Raw genomic sequence first — 24,131 nt, 5'->3', positions numbered from 1 at the left:
TAAGTCGCCATTCATGCCGCCCGACCCGCTCGCCGAAAGCCGCCGTTCATTCACAATTCAATTTAGCCTTTACGGTTAAGCGGCCGTATGACGAATGCCGCTGTGACTGCCTCATAAATGGTGTAATTAGGAATGCTCCATAACAAGCGTAACTGATAAAACATGGCTAATTTAAACGTATTGATCCACGTACGCGATATTGTTGCCGCCCATCTGACCTCAAATGTCGTTGCTCCGCAGGATGTCCCGCAACTAATTAAGACCATCTATGAGAGTCTAGCGGGTCTTGAGGGCACGAGCGCGCCAACTGGTATGGATAACCTGCCAGCGCCCGCTATGACGATCCGGGCGAGCGTTAAGCCTGGCTCGGTTGGCTGCCTGGAATGCGGAAAGCGCTTCAAGGCACTTCGCAAGCACCTCGCAACGCACGACCTAACCGCTGACGAGTATCGTGCAAAATGGTCACTCCCCGCTTCTTATTCGATGGTATCTGCTGAATACAGTGCGGAACGATCTGGTTTCGCGAAGGCGAATGGCTTGGGTAGGTCAAAGGGGAAGAATTGAAACGACGCTCGTCGTGTCAGCGGTATTACGACGCCGATCGTTTGCGCCCGCGTCATTCTGAACACGTCAGTGGCCGGCGGGACTCCTACGTTGCAATCCCGCGCATTCAAAGTTTTACAACGTTGGATTGACCCACATGCGGTCACTCAGCTGCTTATAGCCTCTCCTAAATTCGGACGTCCGTTCACCGCAGAGGTTTGGCCTCAGCGGCACCCTTCGACATCCAAAAAAGGTCGCCGGGGTAACAGGATGCTAAACCCTCACAGTTACGGCCCAGGGCATGTTGTCATCACTTTCAGCCCGGATCGCCGCGATCGGCCTCGTTGTCCTGATCGCACTAGCGTCATTGGCAGGGCTCCTGGTGGATGCGTCACGGCAGACCAGCCAGAGCTTCGAGTGGGCCCGTCATTCGGCAGAGGTGATCGAGACGACCGAGGCAGCGTTAGGGGACCTACGCGAAGCGGAGTCGGGCCAGCGGGGCTTCATCATCACTCGCAATCCGGAATACGCCCGGTCGTTTGCTGAACGGGTGGAGAGTTCGGCGCGCAACATGACCGTTGCGGTTCGGCAGACCAACGACAATCCGTTGCAGCATGCCAGAGCGCGCGAGATCGCGGCGCTCATGGCCCAGCGGGCCGCCTTTCTTCGGCAGCCCTTGATCCTAGCGCGTCGCGGCGATTTTCCTGGCGCCGTCGCTATTGTCACCAGTGGTCGCGGTCGTGAACTGATGGATGCGATCAGCGTCCGGGCGAAAAGCTTCCTCGACGAAGAGCGGGCGTTGCAGACGAGCCGTCAAGCCGCCGCGGACAAGCGGCTTATTAGCGGGCGGAGGCTAGCCATCATTGGAGCAGTCGTAGTTGCCTTGGTGGTTATCGGCAGCTTTGTCTTGTTGATCCGCGGTATTCGCAGGCCGTTGGCAACAATGATGCGTGCCATGACGGCGTTGGGTGACGGCGGGCGGGACGCTCGCATTGATGCAGCAATGGGATCCAGGGAGTTTGACCGGCTGGCGCAAGGCTATAACGCTATGGCGGAGAGGCTGAGGAACGCCGTGGCCGATCAGGCTAACAGTGAGCGTCAACTGCAAGCCGTCAACGCCGAATTGCACCGGAACAGCGAAACCCTCCGCGAACGCAGCTCCGTAATCGAGCTTCTGGGCGGCATGTCGCATCGTATGCAAGCCGCCCGCACGGACGATGAGCTCGCGCAGATCATCAAGGTCTTCGTACCGCGTGTGCTGCCGAACGTTCCCGGCGCCCTCTACGCGCACAATAATTCGCGCAACTGTCTAGTGCCCATCGCCAGCTGGGGCGGCACCGACGTTCCGCTCGAGGGCTTCGCGCCGGAACGGTGTTGGGCGTTGCGCCGCGGGCAGAGCCACTCCGTAGCCGAACTTGGTCATGACATCGTCTGCGGTCATGTGGGTGAGGATGTGGTCTATCACTGCGAACCCCTGCTTGCCGGAGGTGAGGTGATTGGTGTGCTCCACCTTCAAGGCCAGATCGAGAGCGAGAACCGTTTTCGCATGAACGTGCTGACGGAGAACATCGCCTCGGCGTTGGTGAACCATCGCCTCCAGCGTTCGCTGCGAGAGCAAACGATACGCGACCCTCTTACCGGCCTTTTCAACCGTCGATACATGGAGGAGACGCTGAAACTGGAGATCGCGCGTGCCTCCCGCGCCGATACACCGCTCAGCCTAGTCATGTGTGATATCGACCACTTCAAGCGATTCAATGATGAGTTCGGGCACGATGCCGGCGACGCGGTCCTGCAAGTTGTTGCGGCGGAGATGCGCAGCCGCTTTCGCGACGGCGACGTGGTCTGCCGCTTCGGCGGTGAGGAGTTTACGATTATCGCCCCGGGCACGACCGCAGACGCACTAGCAGGTCGCGTGGAAGTTGTCCGACGCGCGATCTCAGAGCTGACCGTTCGGCATAACAATCGCAGCCTTGGATCCACCAGCATGTCGTTCGGCATCGCGACGTGGTCGAATACGATGGCACGGGACGGCTCGACCCTAATCCAGTCAGCCGATATGGCCCTCTACCAGTCCAAGCGGGAGGGCAGAAATCGCGCGACGATCAGTCCGATCGCGGCTCGACTGCCGGTGGCGTAATTCTGGTCGTGTCCGCAAACCTCTCTTTGGTCGGCAGCTGGCGATCGACTCTTCATCTCCAAAGACCGATGACCCAAACGCGGACATCCAGCGCCGCTTTCGCTCATTTCGGGACCGGACGTCCCGTTCATCTCCAGCGCCGTACGGTCTCAGCTCGATAAGTAAATCAATTGCACTTCGCTCCTCAATCGCCCGCCGTATAGCTTTCAAAAGACATACTGGCTTGCGAGTGTCCGCCTAGCTACGGGCCATCAACCCGCGACATAGCAATCCCCAGCGCTGAGCCGTGCCGATCCGCGCTAGAGCTATCGCGCCGTTTCGGAACAGAACAAGACCATTGGCCGATGAGATTCCTCGTCAATCAGATCAAGAAAGTAGCGCTGGTTTTTCTCGCTTTGCAAAGAGCGGCGCATCTCCTGCGATAGCCTATCCGCGGCCTTGATGGCTTTGTTAAAGACTTGATCGGCCGCGGCGTCCGCAGTGGCGTAGATCATGTCGAAGTTTTCCGGCAAGAAGAAGTCGCCGTGAATCGGTTTCCGCCTGTCGTTCATTGTGGAAATCTCGCGCAATTCCGAGTCTACGATGATAGCGTATCGCTGTTCGGCGTCGGTGGACTGAAGCAGGAACTCGATCCAGCGTCGCCAGCCGTAGCGTTCCGGATTGCCCGAGGTTCTGCCAAACAGAAGACCCCCAACACGATCCACCTCGCCGGTTCCCGCCGGATCAACGGCGCACAGTGCGGCGACATTAAATCGTCCCGCGAATGATTCTTCAGAACTGGTGTCGATCGCCCAGCAATGAGCGTATCCGCGAACGATTTCCGATTGCTCTGGTGAGAAATCGCCACTTCTTCGCGCGTGAACTTTCGACAGGACCTTCGGTTTATTAGGCCGTTCGTAATAAATAGTCGACTCAACCGCTTCAGCCGAGACGATGTTGCCGTTGCGCTCAACAGCGAGCGCGAGAACTTGGTCAGTCTCATTCCACGTTGCCGTGGTCACATCGCCACTGCTGACGGTGACGTTGACGATCATTTTTCTTGGCTTGATATCCGACACTCCGCGCTCCCGCCGAAAGGTTGTTCGAGATCATCTTTGACAACGAGAATGCTATTACACCCTGCTCCGCGGGTCGAATAGACCCACAAAGCGACATTCAGAGCGCGTTTAGCGATCCCCAACTTCAGACGCTTGTTCATCTCTGCATAATGGCGGCTCGTCACGTGTCGAAGGGCAGGCCCGCGAGCGGGCCACCTGCCGTTCTGCCAGCACCTTCGTACCGACTTATTCGTCCATCAAGCCACGTTCGTTCAGAGCGTCGTATTTAAAGATTTCGCCTCTGATCGCGCGGCCCCATCGACCGACGAACGCCGTTGTATCCGTAGCTTGGAGATGTGCAGTGAGCGCCGCCTGGTCTCGCCAGCGCTCGGCGATCAGAAGGCGGCCGGCAAGCTGATCGTCCACGGCAGCGTCATATGAGAGGTTTCCGTCCCGCTGCCGCGTGGCGACGGCGAGGCTCTGCAGATCACGAACAAACTCGGTGACCGACGAGGGCTCGACATACATATAGCCGTTAACAATCAGCATGTTGACATACCTTGTTGGATCCGCCCGATCGTAGGCAGCCTGCGATGATCGGCGGTCGAAGGAAAAAGTCAGACGGCCATCACGATCTTGCCCTGAATATTGCCGTTGGCGGCGCGATCATGCGCGCTTGATGCCTTGGCCAGCGGGAAACGACTATCGATGACCACGCGCACCGTGCCGTCGGCTAGCAGGCAAGCGGCTTGTGCCAGCTGCGCGCCATGCGATCGAACCTGTGTCGACGAAACGGTGATCCCCAGCTTTTCTGCCTCCTCGTGACCCGTGAAGCCCAGGGGGTTGACCAGGAACAGAGCACTGCCCGGCTTCAGAACGCGGAGGAAGCGTTCCATGTTTGCACCGCCCACCGCGTCGAGCACGAGATCGACGTCTTGCACGACATCTTCCGCAGCCGTGGTCTTGTAGTCGATGAACTGATCCACGCCGAAATCGCGCATCAGCGCCGCGTTCCTAGCGGATGCCACAGCGATGACGCGCGCGCCCTGCCATTTCGCCAACTGGACAGCCAGATGGCCGACGCCTCCTCCGGCGCCGTTGATCAGTACCGTCTTGCCCTCGAGGGGCACCGGCTCATGCCGGTAGGACTGGAACGGATTCGGCTCGTCATGGCCAAGTTCGATCAAGAACTGCCATGCGGTCAGGATCGACATCGGCGCGCCTGCTGCATGGATATGGTCGATGCCTACTGGTTTGGGCGCAAGCTGTGATGCCGGAACACTGACATATTCTGCGTAGGCACCGCTCCCCGTCATCACGGCGTCAGGGAAGCGTACCATCGCGTGGACCTCGTCGCCAATGCTGAACGCCGCCACGTCTGGGGCAAGCGCTGCAACGACACCCGACACGTCCGTGCCAAGGATGAGTGGGAAGGAAGCGTTCGGCCGCCACTCCGGCGGTAATGCCCGATAACCGTCCCGCAGATACCAGTCCGGCGGGTTGAGGCCCGCTGCCTCGACACGGACGAGTGCCTCGCCGGCTTTCAGCTCCGGCCTTGGCGCGTCTTCGTAAACCAGCACATCGGGACCACCGAATGCGTGCAAGCGAACTGCCTTCATCACGTCGATCATGATTTTCATCTCCGTTGCTGTCGAGGGCAATCTAGTGGCGTAACCACAGGTTGATAATCGGCCGGTATGGCGTTTAGGTAATGCCATGGCGGAACATATCGTACTGGATCGGCTGACTGGAATAATTGCGTTTGCGCGTGCGGGGTCGCTAGGCAGCTACACCGCAGCAGCGCGTTCGCTCGCGATTTCTCCTTCTGCAGTGAGCAAAGTATCCAGCGGCTCGAACGGCATCTGGGGGTTTCGCTGTTTACCCGCACGACGCGTTCGCTGTCGTTCACGCCGGAGGGGCGCGACCTGCATGAGCGCGCGCTGCGTCTGCTGCGCGAAGCTGAGGACATCAAGCAGACGGTAATGACCGCACGTTCCGAACCATCCGGCACGTTAAGGGTCGCTGCATCGCTGCCGATCGGACTCCACCTGATCGCTCCCGCTCTACCCGCATTCCGCCGACTTCACCCGAACGTAGCCATCGACCTCAGGCTGGGTGATCGGATGGTGGACATCATCGAGGAAGGGATCGACATCGCCGTACGCATCGGCGATCTCGCTGACACCCGGCTGTTGTCGCGCAAGCTCGCACCGCATCGGCTTGGTTGCTACGCCTCCCCGGCCTATCTGGCGGAGCGCGGCATCCCCGCCCATCCCGACAACCTGGAAGAACACGACACCGTCAACCTCCGGTATCAAAGTACCGGCCAGGCCTTTCGCTGGCCGTTTCGGATCGGAGATCATGAGATCGAGATTCTACCCGATGCCGGTGTGATCGCTGACGCTAGCGATGCCGTGCTTACCGTTTTGGCAACAGGTGGCGGGATCGGCATAGGCACCTCCTTTATGGCGGCTCCCTACGTAAAGCGCGGCGAGCTGGTCGCCGTGCTGTCTGCATTCGCGGTCGAGCGAAACAACGTCACCGTGCTTTGGCCGGCAAGTCGACGCGCCAATCCGGCGGTGCGTGCGTTTCTGACCATGCTCGAGGGTACTGTCGTCAAGCAGATGGCAGTTTCTATGATCGACTGATCTGGCGCGGCACGGCGCCGGTCGACGATCACTTCCAGGACCGGCCGCATGGGCCGTGCCGATGAGGTCGCATCGGCCGCACTGTTCCTCGCCAGTGGTAACAGCAGCCTTATCAACGGTGCAGAGCTGCCGGTCGATGGCGGCATGGCGCAAGTCTGATCCCGAAACGCAGGCGATAGTCAGCTTTGTTCGCACTCAGCCGCCGAAGCCGCTCCCTGTAACAAAGTTACCGTTCTGAGCTTCGCAAGCGTGCGCCCTGGTCAACTGGAGCGAGCCTTGAGAAACGGGTTGATCGAAGCCAGCGTGTCGTCGAACCGGCCCTCAGCCTCTGCATTGCGCATGAAGTCGACGCCCTCGACGAGGATCTCTCGCGGCGTGGGCGTCACCTGGAAGAGCGCGATGACCTGATCGGCGAACGTGTCGAGCGGTATCATGCGGTCGTTGGTCTTCTGGCCCGGGGTCAGATCCGTCTGCACGGCGGGCGGCACCAGCTCGATAACCTCGATCCTGCCCTTCAGCACCGCCCGCAGCGATTCCGTGTAGCTGTGGATCGCGGCCTTGATAGCCGAATAGGTCGGCGCGATCACCAGCGGTACGAAGGCGAGGCCCGAGCTGACATTGACGATCACGGCATTGGGTTGCCGCGCGAGATGCTCGACCAGCGCGTTGGTGAGCCGGATCGGGCCGAGCAGGTTGCTGGTAACTGACGCCTCCGCGTCGCTCAGGTCGCGGAATGTATCGAGCGACGTCTCCATGCGCATGATGCCCGCGCTGTTGATCAGTACGTTCAGCCCCGGAAAGTCGATGACGAGCGTCTCTGCAAACGCAGCGATGCTCGCGGGATCATCCTGATCGAACGTCAGCGCATGAATGTTCGGCCGGTCGCCGATCGCCTTTGTAGCGTCTCGAGCCGTCGGCCGGCGATGACGACGGTGTTGCCGAGGTCGTGGAAGCGGTGCGCGAGCGCCTCGCCGATCCCGGTCCCGCCGCCCGTGATGAGAATCGTGTTTCCGGTGGTCTGCATTGCAATATCCTTCAAATAGGGGGTTCAGAGCCCGCTGGTGACTTCAAAACCAGTTGCGACGCTCAGAGCGTGCCGTCGGCGAGCATTTCGCGGGTGCGCTTCAGCGTCGACAGCAACGCACCCCTGTAGCCCTTGTCCGCGCTGTCGAACTGCGCCTGCTCGGCCTGCTCCTCAGGGCCGTCCGGCGCTTTGCCGCGCAGGCCAAGGTAGCAATAGAAGCGAAGCTGCAGCGCGCCGGATTCATCCTCGAACAGCTCGTTGACGATCGCGCCCTCGCGGGGGCCGGTCGCCTGGAAGAAAGTGACCTTGCGCTGCGGCTCGAGCGTGATGATCTCGCGCAGGTCGGCGCCCGCGATCGTGGCGTCGCGCACGAAGTGGGTCGCGCTTTCCTCGACGACATCGCAGCGGGTGCAAAGTCCGGGCGGAAGAAACAGGCGTGCGTCGCGCGCCTTCAGCTCGAGGCCCTTCCAGACCTGCTCACGGGTAAGTTTGGTTTCGCCGTCCGGGTTCACCGGAACGGTGGCGGTCGAATAGATCATGGCATGTCTCCGTAAATGGAATGGTGTCAGGGCTGCAGCTCAGGCGGTGATCTGCGCCACGTGATCGCGATAGGTGCGCAGCGGACGACCGAGCAGCGTGGTAAGCCGGTCGACATCGCCGGCATCCGGCACCATGCCGTCGGTAATGAAACGCTCGGCCATCAGGCGCATGTCGAGCGCCGTCCAGCTCGGCATGAACTGGCGCAGATTCTGCTCGAAGCCCGCGGTGTCGTCGCCCGGATAGACGATCGCGCGCCCAAGGACGTCCGCCCAGATCGCCGCGGCATCGGTGCCGGTCAGCGTGTCCGGTCCGACGACGTTGATGCGGGTGAGCGGCAGCGGCGTCGCCGATTGTTCGCGCCGGATCAGCTCGATCGCGGCGATCTCGCCGACGTCGCGCGCGTCGATCATGGCGAGGCCCTTGGCGCCGATCGGCATGGGATAGATGCCGTAGCCGGTGACCACGTCCCGGATCGTGATTTCGTTGTCCATGTAATAGGCCGGGCGCAGGATGGTGGCGTTGAGGCCGATCTGCTCGATCATCCGCTCGACGCCGAACTTGCCCGCGAAGTGCGGCACGTTGACGTAGACGTCGCTGTGGATCACCGAGAGATAGACGATCCGCTCGATCCCGGCTTCGCGCGCCACGGCCAGCGCGACCAGCGCCTGGGTGTATTCGTCGGCGACGACGCCGTTGAGCAGGAACAACGTGGACACGCCGGACATCGCGCTGCGCAAGGCATCGACGTCGAGCAGGTCGCCCTGAGCGATGTCGACGCTTGCGGGGAAGTTCGCCTTGGACTTGTCCCGGACCAGGGCGCGGACGTCGGCACCGCGGTTGAGGAGCTGTTCGACGACGTTGCGGCCGACATTGCCGGTCGCGCCGGTTACGAGGATGGTCATGGGGTCATTCCTTGGTTGCGGCCATTGGGACAGGCCGTTTGCGTGTCACCAAGTTAACGATCCACATTCGTACCGATAGGCGCTATATCTGGACGCACTGTCTCGCTGGTGGAACACATGGATCTTCTTGCACTCGCCGACTTCAATTTGGTCGCCCGTCACGGCGGGTTCGGCAAAGCCTCGCGCGCGGCGGGCCGCCCCAAAGCGACGCTGTCGCGCCGGGTCGCCGAACTCGAAGCCAGCCTCGATTTGCGCCTGTTCGAACGCGGCGCGCGCGTCTTGAAGCTGACCGAGGAAGGACGCGCGCTGTTCGAGCGGACCGGCCAGCTTCTCACCGAACTCGACGAGACGGCTGCGGCGATCGCCTCGGGCGGCAACAGTCCGCGCGGCAGGTTGCGGATCAGCGCGCCGTTGCTGTTTTCCCAGACCGCGATGGGGAAGCTCGCGGCCGGCTTCGCGCTGAAGTTCCCCGAGGTCCGGCTCGAGGTCACGACCGAAGACAGGTCGGTCGATCTGATCGAGGAAGCCTATGATCTGGTGATCAGGGTCAACCCGGAACCGGATGAGAGTCTTGTCGGACGGATCTTCCTGCGCGACCGACTGGTCGTGGTGGCCGCCCCGGACCTCACGCCATCGACCGACGGCTCCGCCGTTCCGGTCGTCGTCCGCGGCCCCGCCGGCCCAGGGGACTGGTCCGTGACGACCCCGACGGGACAGTCCAGGATCAGCGTCAATCCGATCCTGAGCCTGTCATCGCTCGTCATGGTGCGCGATGCCGTGCGGATGGGCGTCGGTGCCGCACGGCTTCCAATATCACTGGTCAACCACGACATCGCCGCCGGGACGCTGGTGCTGTGGGGCGACGTGGTAGGACCGGACATTGCCTTGTGGGCGCTCTATCCCAGCCGCCGCCTGCTAAGCGCGCGCATGTCGGCGTTCCTCGACCATCTGAAAGCGGCCTTTCCGCGGGGAACGCCGGACGAGCTCGCGGCCTATGTCGGGAAATAAGGCGCGGGCCTATTTGCTGTTGATCCGGGCCAGACTGCTGGCGTGGTCGTGCAGTGCCCTGGACGCGTCGGACCATGACGGGTCGCCAGCGTACAGCGCCGACCGCAGATAGGCCGCGGTCATCCGCTGTACCGTGGCAAGCCGATCGGGATCCTCGTCCGTGGTTTCCTTGGCGTCATATCCGGCGATGCCGCCAAGTCCATGCGTCCCGCCGATAATGGTCAGCATGGCGTCGCAACCCGGCCCGTCGCGATAGGCGGCGGTGTACCATTCGGGACCGCGCACGGTCATGAACGGGTTCACATCGGCATCGCCGACCACCACCAGGGTGCGCGTGGTCAAATGCGAATAATCGGGATTGAGCTCGGGGAAATGCTCACGGACGTAGTCGCTCAGTTCCGCGCCGCCATTGCCGGGTGCCGTCAGCAGGACGCCGGCCTTGATTCGCGGTTCGAGAACATCGACGTCCGTGTCCCTGGCATCCTTCGAGTTGGTGAGGCGTGCTCCGAGCAACATCCCGGCCGTCTGCCCGCCCATCGAATGGCCGACCACCGCGACCCGGTCATGATCGAGGCGGCCCGTCAGCGCCGGAAGCATCTGCTCGATCTCCTCCAGCCGGTCGAGGATCAGCTTCATGTCCTCGATGCGCGATCGCCAGAACAGCGGAGCGCCCGGCGCATCGTGCGGTAGGCCCGCGACTTTTGAATTGCCGTGGGTGGGCTGGATTACCGCAAAGCCCTGCTCGGTGTAGAAATTGGCGAGCGGGCCGTACCCGTCCTTGGACGAGAGATACAGCGAGGGACCAGCACCGTGCGACAGCAACAGGACCGGCAACGCGCTGCCCGTCATCGGCGCCGTGATGCGCATCTCGAGCGGCGTGCCGCGCGCGGGCGCGGGCAGGACCACCGGGCTGATCGAGACAGTCTGGACGGACTCCCGCAATGGAAGATGACGGGCTTGATCGATGAGGTTGTTCACTCGGGCGCTCCACGGTAAGCGGATCAATGATCCGTTCCCTCATATGTGGAACGTTGTTCCGTTTATCAAGCGGTTCGAAGAAGTTTGGGCAATGACGAGCAGCGAGCAGGGTAAAGAAGCAGCGGCACCGCCGGCGAACCGCGCGTTGCGGGCGGATGCGCAGCGCAACGAAGACGCCGTGCTGGACGCCGCCAAACAGATCTTCGCGGAGAGTGGCGTAGACGCGCCCGTTCGCGAGATCGCCAGCCGGGCGGGAGTCGGGCTGGGAACGCTGTATCGGCGGTTCCCGAAACGCGCCGACCTGATCGCTGCGGTGTTCCGGCGCGAGCTGGACAGCTGCGCCGCTGCCGCGGCCAACCTGGCAGTCCACCATCTCCCCCTCGACGCCTTGCGCCTGTGGCTCGAACGGTATTCCGATTTCATGACGACCAAGAAGGGACTGTCCGCCGCCTTGCACTCGGGCGACCCGGCGTTCGAGACGCTGCCGGGATATTTCCGCGCCAAGCTCGAACCCGCGCTCAGCGGACTGCTGGATGCAGCCGTGTCATCTGGTCAGGTACGCGGCGACATTTTTGCCTACGACCTTCTGCGCGCGATCGGCAATCTGTCGATGGTTGCGGGCGACGATGGCCGTGCCCACGCCGCGCGAATGGTCGCGCTGCTGATCGATGGTCTGCGGCATGGGACCGCCGATCGCCGATCGCCGATCGCTGATCGCTGATCGCTGATCGAACCGAGCGCGGACGGACGCTTCTACGCAGAAATTCGCTTTAGCCGCGATGAGCAGAACAAATCAACCAACGTACTGCGCGAGAACGACCGCTTTGGTCGTACCTGGACGTTCTAGCTGACAGAGGTGGACGTCGTGATCTGGTCGCGAGCTGCCGTCCCCTGGTTGATTCCGGCGTGACCCAGAAGTGGACGTTCAGCCCACCCCTTCCACTTCCCGAATGCAGACGCTCGTTCATCAACACGAATGACCAGCTTATCACTCCAGACATTCACTCACGAATGTCGCCATTTCGGTCGAGAGCGGACGGCCGGCTTTCAGACGCTGTCCAACAGTGGCGGCTATCACGAGCGGCATGGCTGTGTTCTACTTGGTGACATTCACCGTGATTGTATCCGATACCACTTGGGCATAGCGGACCGGCTCAGATGGGAAATTGAAGAGGAATATCCGGGCTCTCACCTTGTATCGACCTACTCCTGGAAAGATCGTTCTTGCGCTTTCGTGAGTGAGGACACGGTAAGGCGATGCGAATGATATCGCAGTCAGCTCCTTTGTCTCTAAAGGAGGCGGTGGCGGTGAACCTGCCATCGGCTCGGCAGGCGCGACTGGTTGCCCGTCTTCCGAGATGACCTCAAACGCGATGCCCCGCGTGGGTTGCAGAAACGGTGATACGGCAAAGCTGTTGTCGTTGGCGGTAAGGTCGACCTCAATGGGCGCCTCCCCCCGCATGGACAAGGTAGGCGCATGCAAGCGGACTGCGATAGGAGGCTTTTCCCCTGACCATGCCGCCTGAGCGGGAGGACTCCAGGTTGCTGCAGCCTGAAGGCCTATGAGCCAGAGCAATGGCATACCGATATTCCCCTATCCATCAGCACCATCAGAGCGCCTATGATCGAGTGACTGGTCTTGAGTATGCCCCACCATCCGTCAAGCGGCAACAATTCAGCGAGAACGGTCAATACCCGTTTGCGGTGAAGACCCAGACGCGGCCGCACGCCGCCTGCTTCCGACTTCTCGATCTCGGCCGTTTGTTCACCGGCATTTCGCCAACCATAGATGCAAACGGCCACTTTACCCTTCCCGGTGTACCCTGCGGCGCTCACTTTTCACCGCGGAGACAAGCGATGGGACATTCCTCGTTAGATCCAGCCTTTCAAGAACTCCGCCCTTGGAACGAGGGCCGTGTGCTTGGCGCGAAGCGCGCACTGAAACCGCAACAAGTTTGGGCTATTCGCTTCTGGCTCGACCAGCACCAGCGTCTACGGGATCGAGCGCTTTTCGATTTCGCGATCGACAGCAAGCTTCGCGGTTGCGATGTTGTGAAAGGCCGCATCGGCGACATCGTTGCCGGTGGCCGCATTCGGGATCGGGCGATCGTGGTTCAGCAGAAGACGAAACGCCCCGTGCAGTTCGAGATCGTCGAGCCTGCCCGTAAAACTTTGTTCGCCTGGCTCGAACGCCGTGGCGGCACATTGAACGATTTCGTCTTCCCAAGCCGCAACGACTATATGGGGCACATGAGCACGAGGCAGTATGCCCGCCTCGTTCGCGAATGGATTGTCGGCATCGGCCTCCAAGCCGAGGATTACGGCACTCACTCCCTTCGACGCACCAAAGCCTCGATCATCTACAAGGCGACGGGCAATCTACGCGCAGTTCAAATCCTTCTCGGCCATGCGAAGATCGAAAGTACCGTCCGCTACCTCGGCGTGGATGTCGAAGACGCTTTAGAGCTGGCCGAACGCACCGAGGTCTGAGACGACCCACAAATGGACATTCAGGTGCCATTCCCCGCCTCCCACTTTCGGACATTCGTTCATATTTGCGGAAGGTAATGCCGTAAGCGCTCTACCGCCTGAAGCTACGGCGGCTTTCCCAAAAGGAATTGAGTTATGGGGACGCGTGGGCGCTCCCAAAACCAGGCAAGAGTATGAAAACGGGAAACGATCGACGACGATTAACTGATGCTGCTAACGCTCGGTCTCCTAACTCCGTGAGGTCAATCACCATGAAAATCAGTGCCCGCAATCAAATTTCAGGTCGCGTCGCGAGCATCCATCCAGGAGCCGTGAACGGATCGGTCAAGGTGGATATCGGGAACGGCATCGTCATCACCGCCAACATCACCGAGGAAGCGATAGCCGACCTCGCGCTCGGCGAAGGCGACCAGGTAACGGTTCTGATCAAGGCGAGCGATGTGCTGATCGGAAAATGATGCGCTGGGGTGAGGTCGAAGCTGCAGCTCGTGCGCGGTGACACTCATGCCTGCACCCGATTATGGCCAACGTGCAGGCCACGAGACGTGCCCAGCATGGAGACGTACAATTGGCTATTGATGGGCCGCTTAAGGTTAATGTTCAGATACTGAGAGGTTCGGATCCGGCGATCGGGCCGGGCAAAGCGCTTGTCCTCGACGCCATCGGTCGTACCGGTTCCATCTCTGCTGCCGGGCGCGAACTTAAAATGAGCTATCGGCGTATCTGGTTGTTAGTCGACAGCCTCAATCACGCATGGATAGAGCCGGTAGTTGAAACCCGTGTCGGCGGGGGAAAATCGGGAGGTGCCCAGCTCACTGCGTTTGGTGAGCGGGTGCTGGCCAGCTACCGCGGCATCGAGGAGCGTATGGTCGACGCAGCCCGTGGCGCAGACTTCGATTGGTTGGTCGACGCTCTCAAACCTGCAGACGAAACCGGCAGGTAGTCGCGACGCTTCATCCACCCATTCGTTGCCCGGACCGAACGGCTCGCTATCGGTAGCCAACGGCAATTACCGGGGCCGAACGGCTTTGCCGCATCGACCCTCGTCAGCACCGTGTCGCTAGGTCGCTCTCCCATGTCGGCAAGGAACCTAGCATAATCATCGAACCACACCGGCAAAACTGTGCTGGATTCATGTTCCATATTCATGCGCTGCCAAGCTCGATATGTGGCGTCGTGGCGCTTGCGCGCGCGATGGCCATGTTCGGTCAGTCGGGCCGCGCTGATTTCGCGATGCAGGCAGCCACAGCTGGCGGTGCTGCCTGACCGCACGTTTCCACCTGCTGCTACGACCTCATTGCCGCAGTCGCATAGAAAGAGCCAATGCGCGTGACCGCTTCGGCTCTTGTGCGCGAAGCTGACGCCGACGAGGCGCCCGTAGCGCAGGCCAGTCATGTCGATCCTGATCTTCATGTCATGTCCGTTCCACCTGTACGACCATCTATATTCCATGGAATATAATTGTCGATGAGGGATAAGGGTCATCGCTTGCTGGATCGGCAACCTGTGATCGTCACGGCATACGCGCGACTATGAGCGGCAGTGTCGCGGAGGGGTTACCCGCCACTTGAAGCAGGTAGCGACCCGGCTTTAGGTCGAAATCGACCATCTTGCGCACTCCTGTGCAATCCGGACCATGACTATGCGATACCGACATTGCCGGTGTTGTGCCGCTCAAAACGTCGATCCAAGCCCCGGCGCCCAAGGCAACGCGGTAGCGACCGGCGGCGGGTACGGTGAACGCAAATATCCCGCCGCTGCTCGCCCATCCGCCGGGTTTTTGCGGGCGGACGGCATAGGCAATCTTCGGCGTCGGCAGCAGTGTCGCCGAGACGCCAACGCCAAGTGGGAACGTCGTCGCGACTTTTGCCGCGGCTCCGGCGCGAACGGCTTGCTTGCTCGTCCATCCTTCCAGCCCAGCCGGAAGAGGGGCCATTGTGGCCGGGCAAGTGACGGTCGCACGGTCCATCGCCGGCATCGTTTGGAGGGAGGCAGCAAGAGCAAGCAGCGGGATTAGCATCATGGTCGGCAAGGCCTTTTCCAATCACGTTCTATCTGTATATGGCCGGATATAGATACTGGTAAAGCCTGCAATAGCGGCGTGCCGGTCGACAAGGGGAAAGTTCCGATGCGTTACCTGCTCTGCGCCACCAGTCTTATCGCGCTTGCGACCCCTGCTTATTCACAAGAGCGCAGCGCGCCAGAAGGCGAAGCAGCCACCACGGTTGTCGCGGCTGGAGAGGCAGAACAAATTGGCGTGCCCGACATTACCGTCACCGCACGTCGTCGCGTGGAAGATGCGCAGCGTATTCCAGGTTCGCTTTCCGTGGTCGGGGGGGCATTGCTCGACCGTTCCTACACGGTGAACACGCAGCAGCTTTCGCAACTCGTACCGTCGCTCAATTACAGCTCTGCCAACCCGCGCAACACCGCTTTCACCATCCGCGGCCTAGGCAGCAGTGTCGTTGCCGTTAGCCAGGCCAATGACGGTCTGGAGCCGGGCGTCGGCTTCTATGTCGATCAGGTCTATCACGCCCGTCCGGCCACCGCCGCGTTCGACTTTAGCGACATCCAGCAAATTGAGGTGCTGCGCGGGCCACAGGGCACGCTGTTTGGTAAGAACAGCACGGCTGGCGCAATCAACATCACAACGCGGGCACCGAGCTTTACCAGCGGGGGCGACGCCGAGCTGTCTTATGGCAACTACAACTTCGTCCAGGCCAAGGCGGCGGTAACGGGGCCGATCAGTGACAATCTTGCGTTCCGCGTCTCGGCGGTCAGCACGCGCCGCGATGGCGTGATCGACAATGTGCGCACCGGCGCCAAAGAGAACGCGATCGGCAACCAGGCGGTGCGCGGTCAATTGCTCTATAAGCCGTCGGACCTGTTTCAGCTTAAGCTGAGCGCCGACTTCACCAACTTCGAAAGCGAGTGCTGCACCCAGGTATATTACCGGGTCGCAACACGCGACGTACCCCGCACCGCCACGCGACAGTTCGCAGGACCCACGGGCCTTGCTGCGCAGTTCAACTACGCGCCACCCAGCACCAATCCCTACGACCGCGTGACGGACATCGATGCCCAGCTGGGGGTGAACACCAATGAGGGCGGCGTCTCGGCGATCGCAGATTGGAAGCTCGGGGGCGCAACGCTGACTTCGGTCAGCGCCTGGCGCTTCTGGAACTGGGATGCTGCGAACGATCGCGACTACACCGGTATCCCGATCCAGACCGAGCAGCATATCCCGTCGCGGCAGGATCAATATAGCCAAGAGCTGCGGCTTGCCTCCAACGGTCAACATGCGATCAACTACGTTGGGGGTCTCTATTTCTTCCGCCAGCGCGTGATCGGGCGGCCCATCTCGATTTATGGCCCCGCTGCCGCCCGCTACTTGATCGGTACGACCACCGGAACCAATGCGACGCCGATTCCCGCAAACTTGCTTGACGGCTACGGCACCGATGGCCGTACCGATTTCCAGTCGAATAGCTATGCAGCATTCGGCGAGGTCAATTGGCGCCCGGTTGATCGGCTTACCCTGACCGGCGGGCTGCGCTACACGTATGAGCACAAGACCGGGACCTACGACACGTTCGTGTTCGGGGGGCCGGCCACCATCAGCGCTGCGCTTATCAACGCTCGGCTTTCGATCCTGCGCGGCCAGACTTATTTGGCAAAGGTCAACAACGGAGCCCTCACCGGACGCGCTAACATCGCATGGCAGGCAACAGATAACGTCCTTGGCTATGCAAGCTACGCACGCGGCGACAAATCTGGCGGCATCAATATGTCGGGCCTGCCGCTCAACGATAAAAATCTGCCGGCGGTCGGCACCGCAGTCGTGCGGCCAGAAAAGAACACAGCCTACGAAGTAGGTTTGAAAACCCGACTCTTCGACAAACGCCTGACCTTCAACATTGACGCCTATTACACACGCGTGACCGACTTCCAGACCAACGTGAGCGATACACGCGCCGCCGCGGCGCTGCGAACATATCTCGCAAACATCCCGCGGGTGACCGTGAAAGGCGTAGAAGCAGACGCTGTCGCCGCGATCACGCGCGACCTATCGTTGCGTGCATCGGTCGCTTATGCGGACGGCAAATATGACAGCTATCCAGCCGGACCGTGCCCGATCGAGCTAATCGGTAACACCACAACAGCTTGCAATTTGAGCGGCGTTGGTTTGCCTAGCCTGCCGAAATGGTCCTCAACGGTGGGCGGCGATTATCTCCGACCCATCGATGGATTGCACGGAAGTGTCTTCTTACACGCTGATGCCAACTATCGCGGCAAGCAGTTTGGCGATCCTACCGGATCACGCTTTACAACGATCGGCGGCTACACCGTGGTCAATGGAAGCGTGGGCTACCACAGCGATAAGGGTTGGGAATTGGCGGTGTTTGCACGCAACCTGTTCGACCGTGACTACATCCAAAACGTGACTATCCAGGCGGGCAACTCCGGGCTGATCCTCGCGACTCCAAGCGATCCGCGCACGTTTGGAGTGACCTTCCGCGTACACCAGTAACATGTCTGCTACGCTAAGCGTCGACATGGCTTGCCTGCTGGTCAAGGACAATGCGGAGCGTCCCCTTAGGGGTAGTGCCAGTGACAACCGCTTGTCCGGCAAAGCCGGTCGTGTTGTAGCTCCCTACGCGGCCTATACGCATTGGCTCGCCCTTCTTTTGCGGGCAGGTTAGCGTCTGCGCATAGTGCCCGTTCGCGACGGTTTGGCTTTCGATCCGGCATTGCGCCTTGGGATCCGGCGCGAGCAACGCTTCGATGCCCTGCCCCGCTGAAATCTGTTTGCGCTCGACTTTGGTTTTGCCACGCGCCATGCGGACAAAAAAGCTCGGGACACCTGGTATCGTAAGGTCTACGAGCTTCGACCTTACGTCCCAGGCACCAGGCGGCATCAATGGGCCGGCCGTCGCGATGGGCGGCAGGGCGAGGGCAACGGCGAGCAGGTTTATCATAGCCTAATCGTGTACCCCGAAACGACGCATCGCAACCATGAATACTTATATGCTAAGATTCTGATCTAAAAAGGTCATCCCTTTGAGCTGCTGCGACGACCTTGACCGCTACTGGACCGATTGGGCCAACATGCGCGCCCAACCCGAAATGGGCGGCCGGAGAGACCCATTTGTGGACGTTTGCGAGCTATTCCCGGCTGCCCAACTTCAGCCGTTCGTTCATATCGCAGCGAACACAGCAACGGGGACTGGCTTCCGCCCCCGGTAGGCCGTTCTCTTAAAGAAGGGCGGGATCAAGATTATTTCCGATCGCTTTCCCGGCTGACCTCATTCTCCTATGGCTCTCGAATGAATGTAGCGGGCTTTGACCTGAATCTGCTAAAGGCGTTCGATGCCCTGTATGCGGAGCGCCACGTAACACGTGCTGGCCAGCGCATCGGCCTAAGCCAATCTGCCATGAGCGGTGCACTCACCAGATTGCGCGAGGTGTTCGACGATGAATTGTTCGTACGGTCGCCAACGGGGATGCTGCCGACACCGCGGGCTGATGATATAGCAGGCCCGATCTCATCTTCGCTCCAGCTCATGCAATCGGTCTTGCAAGATGATGGCTTCGATCCTGCGTTAGCCGATCACATCGTGACGATCGCAATGACTGACTACGCTGCCTTTGTCCTACTGCCTCCCCTGCTGGCACGGCTGGCGGTTGAGGCGCCTCGTCTTGAGCTGCGGATCCGCGGCATTTTCGGCAAGGATGAAGTCGTCGACCTCCTCGACAGTGGCGAGGCAAGCCTTGCACTCAGCGTCCCCGTCGACACTTCGGCACGCATTATGACACGCCTGCTCCTTCGGGAAGGCTTTGCCTGCATTGCGCGCCCCGGCCATCCAGCCTTTGCAAAAGATGCCGACATCGAGACGTTCGCGGCGGCCCCCCATCTCCTAGTATCGCCGGAGGGGGACCGCACAGGGGTGGTGGACCGTAAGCTCGCCGTGCTCGGGCTGACGCGCCGCGTCGTGCTAAGCCTGCCGCAGTTCCTGGTTGCCCCGTTCGTCGTCGCCGAGACCGATCTCATCGCTACGCTCGCTTCGCGGGTCGCCAAGCGGTTCGCTGCGGCCAGTTTGGGCATCGTCGTCCATGAGCCACCGATCGCGGTGTCCGACTTTTCGCTAGCGATGATGTGGCATCGTCGGGTGGATGATCACCCGGCCACGGTATGGCTGCGCGACTGTATTGCCCGGATCGCAGCGTCGGCCTGACGTCATCGACCAAACCGATCATACCGTATCACTTCTGGTGATTTCACGCAGGCCCACCGTTCCGCTCTAGTTCTTGGCATAGAGCTAATGAGGTGCTGACATGCGTGTTTTGGTAACGGGGGCTACGGGATTGATCGGTGGTGCGGTCGCACGTCGATTGGCCACGGCGGGGCACGACGTCGTCGGGCTAGCGCGTTCAGAGGCAAGCGCGGCCAAGCTGAATGGCATGGCCTATCAGGCAGCCTATGGTGATCTGGAGGATGCAGATAGCATCGTCAACGCGGTCCACAGCGTCGACGCCGTCGTTCACGCCGCATCGCCGAACGACCAGAATAGTGCGGCCTATGATCAGGTCGCAGTTCGAGCGATCCTCGATGCGTTGCGCGGCACGACCAAGCGCTTTTTGTATACGAGCGGCTGCTTCTTGTACGGTGCCACCGGCGATACGGCCGCGACCGAGCACAGCCCATTGCATCCTCTCGAGATGGTGCGCTTCCGCCAGAGGCTCGAGGCTGAAATTCTCGAAGCTGCTGCAGGTAGCGTTCACGGCATCATTCTCCGTCCTGCCTGGGTGTATGGCAATCATGCTTGGACCACGATGATGATGTTCAGCTCAGCCCAGGAGCATGGGGCTGCGCGCTACGTCGGCAACGGCCAGAATCGTTGGACGTGCATCCATGCCGACGATCTAGCGGACCTTTATCTGCTCGCGCTCGAGAAGGCGCCTGCCGCATCGATCTACAACGGGGCTCATGGCGCCGCTATTCCGCTGATCGAAATTGCACGGGCCGCCAGCGAGGGAGCAGGTGCCGGGGGCCAGTTAGCGGAATGGCCACTGGAGGAAGCTCGGCAGGTGCTAGGAAGCTTCGCGGATGCGATCGCATGCGATCAGGTAGTCTCCGGCCAACGCGCCGTGCTCGAGCTTGGTTGGCGCCCGTCGCGGCATTCGATCGTCGATGAACTACGCTCCTATGCGCAGCCTCCGGCGTGACCGCAGATCGTTTCAAGATCTGAAAGGACGAACGATACCATGGTTTCCAACCGGATTTCATGCTCCAGCTCGCCTCCGTACTCCTTGGTGTCCGAACTTCTGGTTCTAAGGGATAGGCGCGGACAGCAAGCTGCGAGGTTGCTTCCCGGCCCTGCGTGGCGAATGACCGTTGATACGCTTGAAAGCAGCCCCGAATGCGCTCTCCGATTCATAACCTACCGAAGCCGCAACGGCAGGCAGCGACATGCCGGTGCTAATTAGAAGTTCTGACGCCAGCATCATGCGCCAGCGGGTCAGATAGGCCATTGGCGTTGCGCCAGTGACCCTCTCAAAGTGCGAGGCGAAGCTTGATCGCGACATTCCCGCCGCCCGGGCCATGTCGCCAATCGACCAATGACGTGCGACGTCGTTATGCACCGCGGCCATGGCATGCCGTAGATTGGGATGAGCAAGCGCTGCTAACCAGCCACTGGTAGACTGACCGCTTTTCAGATGTTCACGTAGAGCCTCGACCAGTAGTGCTTGAGCAAGATGGCCCGCCAGAAGAGCACTGCCTGGCTGAGGATCGCTCAATTCGATCATCAGACGTCGCATCCCGGTCAGTAATGCCTCTCGGCCTGCACCAGGACCGACGTGGATCATCGCTGGAATGGCGTCGAGCAGCGTTTTGGCTTGGACCCCGCCAAGCCCAAAAAAGCCGCCTAGCCCGCGACATTCGCCACCTCCGTTCAGGACGACGATCTGCCCGGCCCGTACACTTGTCATCAGAGCAAACGCATCAACCGGTATTGCCGCGTCGGAGGATTGGAGCACCGCTCCCCCTACCGTCATCAGCGCCACGTCGCCGGCGACTAGCGATATTGGCGCGGACGTGCCCGCGACCTGCAATTGGCAGGCCCCCGTCTCGATACCGAAACAGCGGATCCCTTGCGCGGGCTCAAAGGCGAGTGCCCAATCCCCCGCCGCGTCCAACCCGCGAAAGCCATAACCAGTCGGTTTCATCAACGTCAGAATATCAGAAAGTGGATCCATGATTTGGACGATCACAATGAATGAGGGGACGGATGAGCATGGTCGGTCCAGCGCCTCATGCCTAGACGGTGTCGAAATACGAGGCCTGTAGCATGATCGATCCCAATCTGCCGTCCTGGCCCCGACCGCGAACGGAAAGGCCGCGACCACGGTCTTCTCTAGTGCGACGCGTGTCTTGGGCGTTCATGGCGATGCTGAGTAGCGCTGTGGCGCTTGTTTCCTATCGCTATCTCGCAAAGGCGGGACCCGTTCCAGTGACAATCGCAGCCAATGCCTATGTGAACCCATGGCTTGTGATCCACGCGACCGGGGCCGCAACTGCACTCTTTGTTGGACCATGGCAGTTTCTGCCTGTGTTTCGTACGCGCCAGACAGCCGCTCACCGGATGTGCGGGCAAATCTACGTCGCCGGGTGCGTCACGGGGGGGACCGCTGCGCTGGTGCTTGCGACCGGCGTCTCCACAGGACCTATCTCCGGCATCGGTTTCAGCTTGCTGGGTATCGCTTGGATTGCAGCCACCATATTTGCGGTCCGGGAGATCCTAGCACAACGAGTGTCGTCGCATCGGCGCTGGATGATCCGCTCGTTTGCACTGACGTTATCGGCAGTAACGCTGCGACTCTACCTGCCGGCTAGCTTTCAACTCGGGCTCGACCCGATCCTGTCCTATCGCGTGATTTCCTGGGCATGCTGGCTGCCCAACATGGTCCTGGCAGAGCTGTACCTAACCTTCAGCAATGCCGACGCAATTCCTTGAACAACAAATAGGAGTAATCTGCATGCGGGTCTTCATCACTGGCGCAACGGGTTTCCTAGGACCTGCGATTGCGAATGACCTCATTAAGCGCGGTTACCAAGTTGTGGGCCTCGCTAGATCTCAAGCCTCCGCTGAAATGCTGCAAGCGAACGGTGTCCAACCTCTCATTGGCAGCCTTACCAACCTTTCGGTTCTGCGGCAGGGCGCCGAGGCGGCCGACGGCGTAATCCATCTGGCATACAGTTTCTCGCCGGGTGACATGCCGCGTACACGTATGCTCAGTGCCGTTTTTGGTGGCTGGCCTGGTGGCATCATGGGACGAATGATGAAGGCCATTACAGCGACCAACGACGCGGCCCTCAATGCCCTGGCGAGCGCGCTCGGTGGTTCTGAGCGACCCTTAGTGACCGCCTTCGCCACGATGGGCATAGCTGGTGCTTCGGGGGCATCGGCACGGGGCATTGCCATTGAAACCGACTGCCCAAACGCAGCGTCTCCTGGCTACGTCCGCTCTGTCAGTGAAGCTCTCGTCGAGCATTGGGCGTCCCGCAAAGTGCGAGCCTCGATCGTCAGATTGGCGCCCGCAGTACACGGGACGGGCGACAAGGGCCTAATCCCCCAGCTCGCCCTGGCAGCGCGCAAACACGGCGAGGTTATTTATGTCGGCGAGGGCGCCAATCACTGGAGTGGCGTCCATATCGATGACGCCGTCTCGCTGTTCAGGCTGGCGCTCGAAAAGGGAAAGTTTGGGGGCGTCTACCACGGCGTAGGTAACGACGTGCTCACCTATCGCGAGATTGCCGAGGTCATGAGCCAGCGATTGGGCCTGCCTCTACGCTCGGGAACGCAGGTCGACGCCACACGCCAGCTTGGCTTTACGGCGCCGTTCGTCTCGGTTGACAACCCAGTGAGCAGCGCGCTCACCCAAGCTGAACTTGGCTGGGCACCGGCTGGCCTCTCCCTGATCGATGACCTAAAAAGTCCGGCATACTTCAGCAGCTGATAGTCGCGCAGGCGCTGTAGCTCATGATCAGGACGGCGGTGCGGCACCAACGGCAACCAACCGGGATCCATCAAGGAAGATTTGGGCCCCCTGCAGTTGCGGACACCCAAGAACGGCTACTCAAACCGTCCTGGCCGCCTCCCAAAACCAAACCTTCGTTAAGGAGCGTAGATCGTCAATTGCTGATGATGACGCGTAACAGCTTTCGCTAACGGTCACGACGCGAGCGATGGTGCTACCAACCTCGCCCGCGCCACCGTCGTCATTTGGGTTCAAGCGCCGAACGCGCCGTCGATCGTATGCATCCCACCGGTAACGAAGCCCGCCTCCGGCCCCGCCAACCATGCAACCATCCCCGCGACTTCTTCCGGCCGTCCGTGGCGCTTGATCGCCATGAAGCTGTGCATCAGATCCTTCATTGGACCGTTTTCAGGGTTGGCATCGGTGTCGATCGGCCCTGGTTGCACGATGTTGATCGTGATGCCGCGTGGCCCGAAGTCGCGGGCAAGCCCTCGCGCCATCCCTTGCAGCGCAGATTTGCTGAGCGCGTAGGACGCCATGCCGGGCACCGGCATCCGATCACCGTTGACGGAGCCGATGACGATGATCCGTCCGCCATCGGGCATCTGCCGCGCCGCTTCGACGGAGGCGTGATAGGGCGCGTGGACATTCACGCGGAACAGCCGATCGATTTCGTCCGGGTCCTGATCGAGCGCATCGCCGAAGATTGCGAACCCGGAATTCACGACCAAAATGTCGAGCGGCCCGCTGTCCCGCACGCGCGCGATCACCGCGTCGCGG

The 24,131-nt window shown here is 60.8% G+C and carries 24 protein-coding genes and 1 pseudogene; 14 read left to right on the top strand and 11 right to left on the bottom strand.

The window, feature by feature from the left end; genetic code table 11:
• The first annotated feature begins 162 nt into the window (after nucleotides 1-162).
• Both L8K25_RS21700 and L8K25_RS21695 read left to right on the top strand, forming a co-directional pair.
• The gene (locus L8K25_RS21700) at nucleotides 163-564 is read left to right on the top strand and encodes a MucR family transcriptional regulator (protein ID WP_242141112.1); all 402 of its coding nucleotides are present in this window, start codon (nucleotides 163-165) and stop codon (nucleotides 562-564) included.
• A gap of 280 nt (nucleotides 565-844) precedes the next feature.
• Nucleotides 845-2,683: a diguanylate cyclase gene (locus L8K25_RS21695; RefSeq protein WP_242141111.1), complete on the top strand. Its 1,839-nt coding sequence runs from the start codon at nucleotides 845-847 to the stop codon at nucleotides 2,681-2,683.
• 305 nt (nucleotides 2,684-2,988) lie between these two features.
• Here the strand turns inward: L8K25_RS21695 and L8K25_RS21690 are convergent, their stop codons facing one another.
• The 3 genes from L8K25_RS21690 to L8K25_RS21680 form a co-directional block, all read right to left on the bottom strand.
• Nucleotides 2,989-3,741: a hypothetical protein gene (locus L8K25_RS21690; RefSeq protein WP_242141110.1), complete on the bottom strand. Its 753-nt coding sequence runs from the start codon at nucleotides 3,739-3,741 to the stop codon at nucleotides 2,989-2,991.
• A gap of 225 nt (nucleotides 3,742-3,966) precedes the next feature.
• Nucleotides 3,967-4,269: a putative quinol monooxygenase gene (locus L8K25_RS21685; protein ID WP_242141109.1), complete on the bottom strand. Its 303-nt coding sequence runs from the start codon at nucleotides 4,267-4,269 to the stop codon at nucleotides 3,967-3,969.
• 68 nt (nucleotides 4,270-4,337) lie between these two features.
• Nucleotides 4,338-5,360: an NADP-dependent oxidoreductase gene (locus L8K25_RS21680; protein WP_242141108.1), complete on the bottom strand. Its 1,023-nt coding sequence runs from the start codon at nucleotides 5,358-5,360 to the stop codon at nucleotides 4,338-4,340.
• A 342-nt stretch (nucleotides 5,361-5,702) separates the two neighbouring features.
• Here L8K25_RS21680 and L8K25_RS21675 point away from each other — a divergent pair, with 342 nt between their 5' ends.
• Together L8K25_RS21675 and L8K25_RS21670 are read left to right on the top strand one after the other, a co-directional pair.
• Nucleotides 5,703-6,368 carry a substrate binding domain-containing protein gene (locus L8K25_RS21675; protein WP_242141107.1) on the top strand — a complete coding sequence of 222 codons (666 nt, stop codon included), beginning with the start codon at nucleotides 5,703-5,705 and terminating at the stop codon, nucleotides 6,366-6,368.
• Nucleotides 6,369-6,395: 27 nt separating this feature from the next.
• Entirely contained in the window at nucleotides 6,396-6,527 is a 132-nt protein-coding gene (locus L8K25_RS21670; protein WP_347341171.1) for an SDR family oxidoreductase, read from the top strand.
• A 101-nt stretch (nucleotides 6,528-6,628) separates the two neighbouring features.
• Here the strand turns inward: L8K25_RS21670 and L8K25_RS21665 are convergent.
• From L8K25_RS21665 to L8K25_RS21655, 3 genes and pseudogenes are all read right to left on the bottom strand, one after another.
• A pseudogene (locus L8K25_RS21665) lies at nucleotides 6,629-7,392 on the bottom strand (SDR family NAD(P)-dependent oxidoreductase).
• Nucleotides 7,393-7,454: 62 nt separating this feature from the next.
• Complete coding sequence (locus L8K25_RS21660; RefSeq protein WP_242141106.1) at nucleotides 7,455-7,931, bottom strand: SRPBCC family protein; 477 nt, start codon at nucleotides 7,929-7,931, stop codon at nucleotides 7,455-7,457.
• Nucleotides 7,932-7,970: 39 nt separating this feature from the next.
• Nucleotides 7,971-8,834, bottom strand: coding sequence for an NmrA family NAD(P)-binding protein (locus tag L8K25_RS21655; RefSeq protein WP_242141105.1), 864 nt, complete (start codon nucleotides 8,832-8,834; stop codon nucleotides 7,971-7,973).
• Between the two features lie 117 nt (nucleotides 8,835-8,951).
• Here L8K25_RS21655 and L8K25_RS21650 point away from each other — a divergent pair, with 117 nt between their 5' ends.
• Nucleotides 8,952-9,842: a LysR family transcriptional regulator gene (locus L8K25_RS21650; RefSeq protein ID WP_242141104.1), complete on the top strand. Its 891-nt coding sequence runs from the start codon at nucleotides 8,952-8,954 to the stop codon at nucleotides 9,840-9,842.
• 9 nt (nucleotides 9,843-9,851) lie between these two features.
• On the opposite strand, the gene L8K25_RS21645 is transcribed toward L8K25_RS21650, so the two are convergent.
• Entirely contained in the window at nucleotides 9,852-10,820 is a 969-nt protein-coding gene (locus tag L8K25_RS21645; protein WP_242141103.1) for an alpha/beta fold hydrolase, read from the bottom strand.
• Nucleotides 10,821-10,911: 91 nt separating this feature from the next.
• Between L8K25_RS21645 and L8K25_RS21640 the strand changes: the two genes are divergently transcribed.
• From L8K25_RS21640 to L8K25_RS21625, 4 genes are all read left to right on the top strand, one after another.
• On the top strand, nucleotides 10,912-11,541 hold the full coding sequence (locus L8K25_RS21640; protein WP_242141102.1) for a TetR/AcrR family transcriptional regulator: 630 nt from the start codon (nucleotides 10,912-10,914) through the stop codon (nucleotides 11,539-11,541).
• Between the two features lie 1,136 nt (nucleotides 11,542-12,677).
• Nucleotides 12,678-13,310, top strand: coding sequence for a tyrosine-type recombinase/integrase (locus tag L8K25_RS21635; protein WP_242141113.1), 633 nt, complete (start codon nucleotides 12,678-12,680; stop codon nucleotides 13,308-13,310).
• A 251-nt stretch (nucleotides 13,311-13,561) separates the two neighbouring features.
• Entirely contained in the window at nucleotides 13,562-13,768 is a 207-nt protein-coding gene (locus L8K25_RS21630; protein ID WP_242141101.1) for a TOBE domain-containing protein, read from the top strand.
• A gap of 110 nt (nucleotides 13,769-13,878) precedes the next feature.
• Nucleotides 13,879-14,253 carry a LysR family transcriptional regulator gene (locus tag L8K25_RS21625; RefSeq protein ID WP_242141100.1) on the top strand — a complete coding sequence of 125 codons (375 nt, stop codon included), beginning with the start codon at nucleotides 13,879-13,881 and terminating at the stop codon, nucleotides 14,251-14,253.
• Between the two features lie 570 nt (nucleotides 14,254-14,823).
• On the opposite strand, the gene L8K25_RS21620 is transcribed toward L8K25_RS21625, so the two are convergent.
• A complete protein-coding gene (locus L8K25_RS21620; protein WP_242141099.1) occupies nucleotides 14,824-15,354 on the bottom strand; it encodes a homogentisate 1,2-dioxygenase in 531 nt (176 codons plus the stop codon).
• A gap of 84 nt (nucleotides 15,355-15,438) precedes the next feature.
• On the opposite strand from L8K25_RS21620, the gene L8K25_RS21615 reads away from it, so the two are divergent.
• Complete coding sequence (locus L8K25_RS21615) at nucleotides 15,439-17,841, top strand: TonB-dependent receptor (RefSeq protein WP_242141098.1); 2,403 nt, start codon at nucleotides 15,439-15,441, stop codon at nucleotides 17,839-17,841.
• 13 nt (nucleotides 17,842-17,854) lie between these two features.
• Here the strand turns inward: L8K25_RS21615 and L8K25_RS21610 are convergent, their stop codons facing one another.
• On the bottom strand, nucleotides 17,855-18,289 hold the full coding sequence (locus L8K25_RS21610) for a DUF3617 family protein (RefSeq protein ID WP_242141097.1): 435 nt from the start codon (nucleotides 18,287-18,289) through the stop codon (nucleotides 17,855-17,857).
• Between the two features lie 348 nt (nucleotides 18,290-18,637).
• On the opposite strand from L8K25_RS21610, the gene L8K25_RS21605 reads away from it, so the two are divergent.
• On the top strand, nucleotides 18,638-19,546 hold the full coding sequence (locus L8K25_RS21605; protein ID WP_130327342.1) for a LysR family transcriptional regulator: 909 nt from the start codon (nucleotides 18,638-18,640) through the stop codon (nucleotides 19,544-19,546).
• 100 nt (nucleotides 19,547-19,646) lie between these two features.
• A complete protein-coding gene (locus L8K25_RS21600; protein WP_242141096.1) occupies nucleotides 19,647-20,537 on the top strand; it encodes an NAD-dependent epimerase/dehydratase family protein in 891 nt (296 codons plus the stop codon).
• A 105-nt stretch (nucleotides 20,538-20,642) separates the two neighbouring features.
• Here L8K25_RS21600 and L8K25_RS21595 read toward each other — a convergent pair whose 3' ends face one another.
• Nucleotides 20,643-21,569, bottom strand: a complete 927-nt coding sequence (locus L8K25_RS21595; RefSeq protein WP_242141095.1) for an AraC family transcriptional regulator — start codon at nucleotides 21,567-21,569, stop codon at nucleotides 20,643-20,645.
• A gap of 185 nt (nucleotides 21,570-21,754) precedes the next feature.
• Here L8K25_RS21595 and L8K25_RS21590 point away from each other — a divergent pair, with 185 nt between their 5' ends.
• A complete protein-coding gene (locus L8K25_RS21590) occupies nucleotides 21,755-22,327 on the top strand; it encodes a DUF2306 domain-containing protein (RefSeq protein ID WP_242141094.1) in 573 nt (190 codons plus the stop codon).
• A gap of 22 nt (nucleotides 22,328-22,349) precedes the next feature.
• Complete coding sequence (locus tag L8K25_RS21585) at nucleotides 22,350-23,330, top strand: SDR family oxidoreductase (RefSeq protein WP_242141093.1); 981 nt, start codon at nucleotides 22,350-22,352, stop codon at nucleotides 23,328-23,330.
• Between the two features lie 272 nt (nucleotides 23,331-23,602).
• On the opposite strand, the gene bdcA is transcribed toward L8K25_RS21585, so the two are convergent.
• Nucleotides 23,603-24,131, bottom strand: a 529-nt coding sequence (gene bdcA / locus L8K25_RS21580; RefSeq protein WP_242141092.1) for an SDR family oxidoreductase, incomplete at its 5' end; no start/stop codon positions are given.

The sequence above is a fragment of the Sphingomonas sp. TREG-RG-20F-R18-01 genome (assembly GCF_022662475.1).
GTDB lineage: Bacteria > Pseudomonadota > Alphaproteobacteria > Sphingomonadales > Sphingomonadaceae > Sphingomonas.
This window is presented reverse-complemented; position numbering and strand designations above follow the sequence as displayed.

Coding starts and splice junctions, on each gene's coding strand:
- L8K25_RS21590 (WP_242141094.1), top strand. CDS start 21,755: ATGGCGATGCTGAGTAGCGCTGTGGCGCTTGTTTCCTATCGCTATCTC.
- L8K25_RS21685 (WP_242141109.1), bottom strand. CDS start 4,269: ATGCTGATTGTTAACGGCTATATGTATGTCGAGCCCTCGTCGGTCACC.
- L8K25_RS21695 (WP_242141111.1), top strand. CDS start 845: ATGTTGTCATCACTTTCAGCCCGGATCGCCGCGATCGGCCTCGTTGTC.
- L8K25_RS21630 (WP_242141101.1), top strand. CDS start 13,562: ATGAAAATCAGTGCCCGCAATCAAATTTCAGGTCGCGTCGCGAGCATC.
- L8K25_RS21650 (WP_242141104.1), top strand. CDS start 8,952: ATGGATCTTCTTGCACTCGCCGACTTCAATTTGGTCGCCCGTCACGGC.
- L8K25_RS21700 (WP_242141112.1), top strand. CDS start 163: ATGGCTAATTTAAACGTATTGATCCACGTACGCGATATTGTTGCCGCC.
- L8K25_RS21680 (WP_242141108.1), bottom strand. CDS start 5,360: ATGAAAATCATGATCGACGTGATGAAGGCAGTTCGCTTGCACGCATTC.
- L8K25_RS21660 (WP_242141106.1), bottom strand. CDS start 7,931: ATGATCTATTCGACCGCCACCGTTCCGGTGAACCCGGACGGCGAAACC.
- L8K25_RS21610 (WP_242141097.1), bottom strand. CDS start 18,289: ATGATAAACCTGCTCGCCGTTGCCCTCGCCCTGCCGCCCATCGCGACG.
- L8K25_RS21675 (WP_242141107.1), top strand. CDS start 5,703: ATGACCGCACGTTCCGAACCATCCGGCACGTTAAGGGTCGCTGCATCG.
- L8K25_RS21615 (WP_242141098.1), top strand. CDS start 15,439: ATGCGTTACCTGCTCTGCGCCACCAGTCTTATCGCGCTTGCGACCCCT.
- L8K25_RS21585 (WP_242141093.1), top strand. CDS start 22,350: ATGCGGGTCTTCATCACTGGCGCAACGGGTTTCCTAGGACCTGCGATT.
- L8K25_RS21600 (WP_242141096.1), top strand. CDS start 19,647: ATGCGTGTTTTGGTAACGGGGGCTACGGGATTGATCGGTGGTGCGGTC.
- L8K25_RS21635 (WP_242141113.1), top strand. CDS start 12,678: ATGGGACATTCCTCGTTAGATCCAGCCTTTCAAGAACTCCGCCCTTGG.
- L8K25_RS21595 (WP_242141095.1), bottom strand. CDS start 21,569: ATGGATCCACTTTCTGATATTCTGACGTTGATGAAACCGACTGGTTAT.
- L8K25_RS21605 (WP_130327342.1), top strand. CDS start 18,638: ATGAATGTAGCGGGCTTTGACCTGAATCTGCTAAAGGCGTTCGATGCC.
- L8K25_RS21655 (WP_242141105.1), bottom strand. CDS start 8,834: ATGACCATCCTCGTAACCGGCGCGACCGGCAATGTCGGCCGCAACGTC.
- L8K25_RS21640 (WP_242141102.1), top strand. CDS start 10,912: ATGACGAGCAGCGAGCAGGGTAAAGAAGCAGCGGCACCGCCGGCGAAC.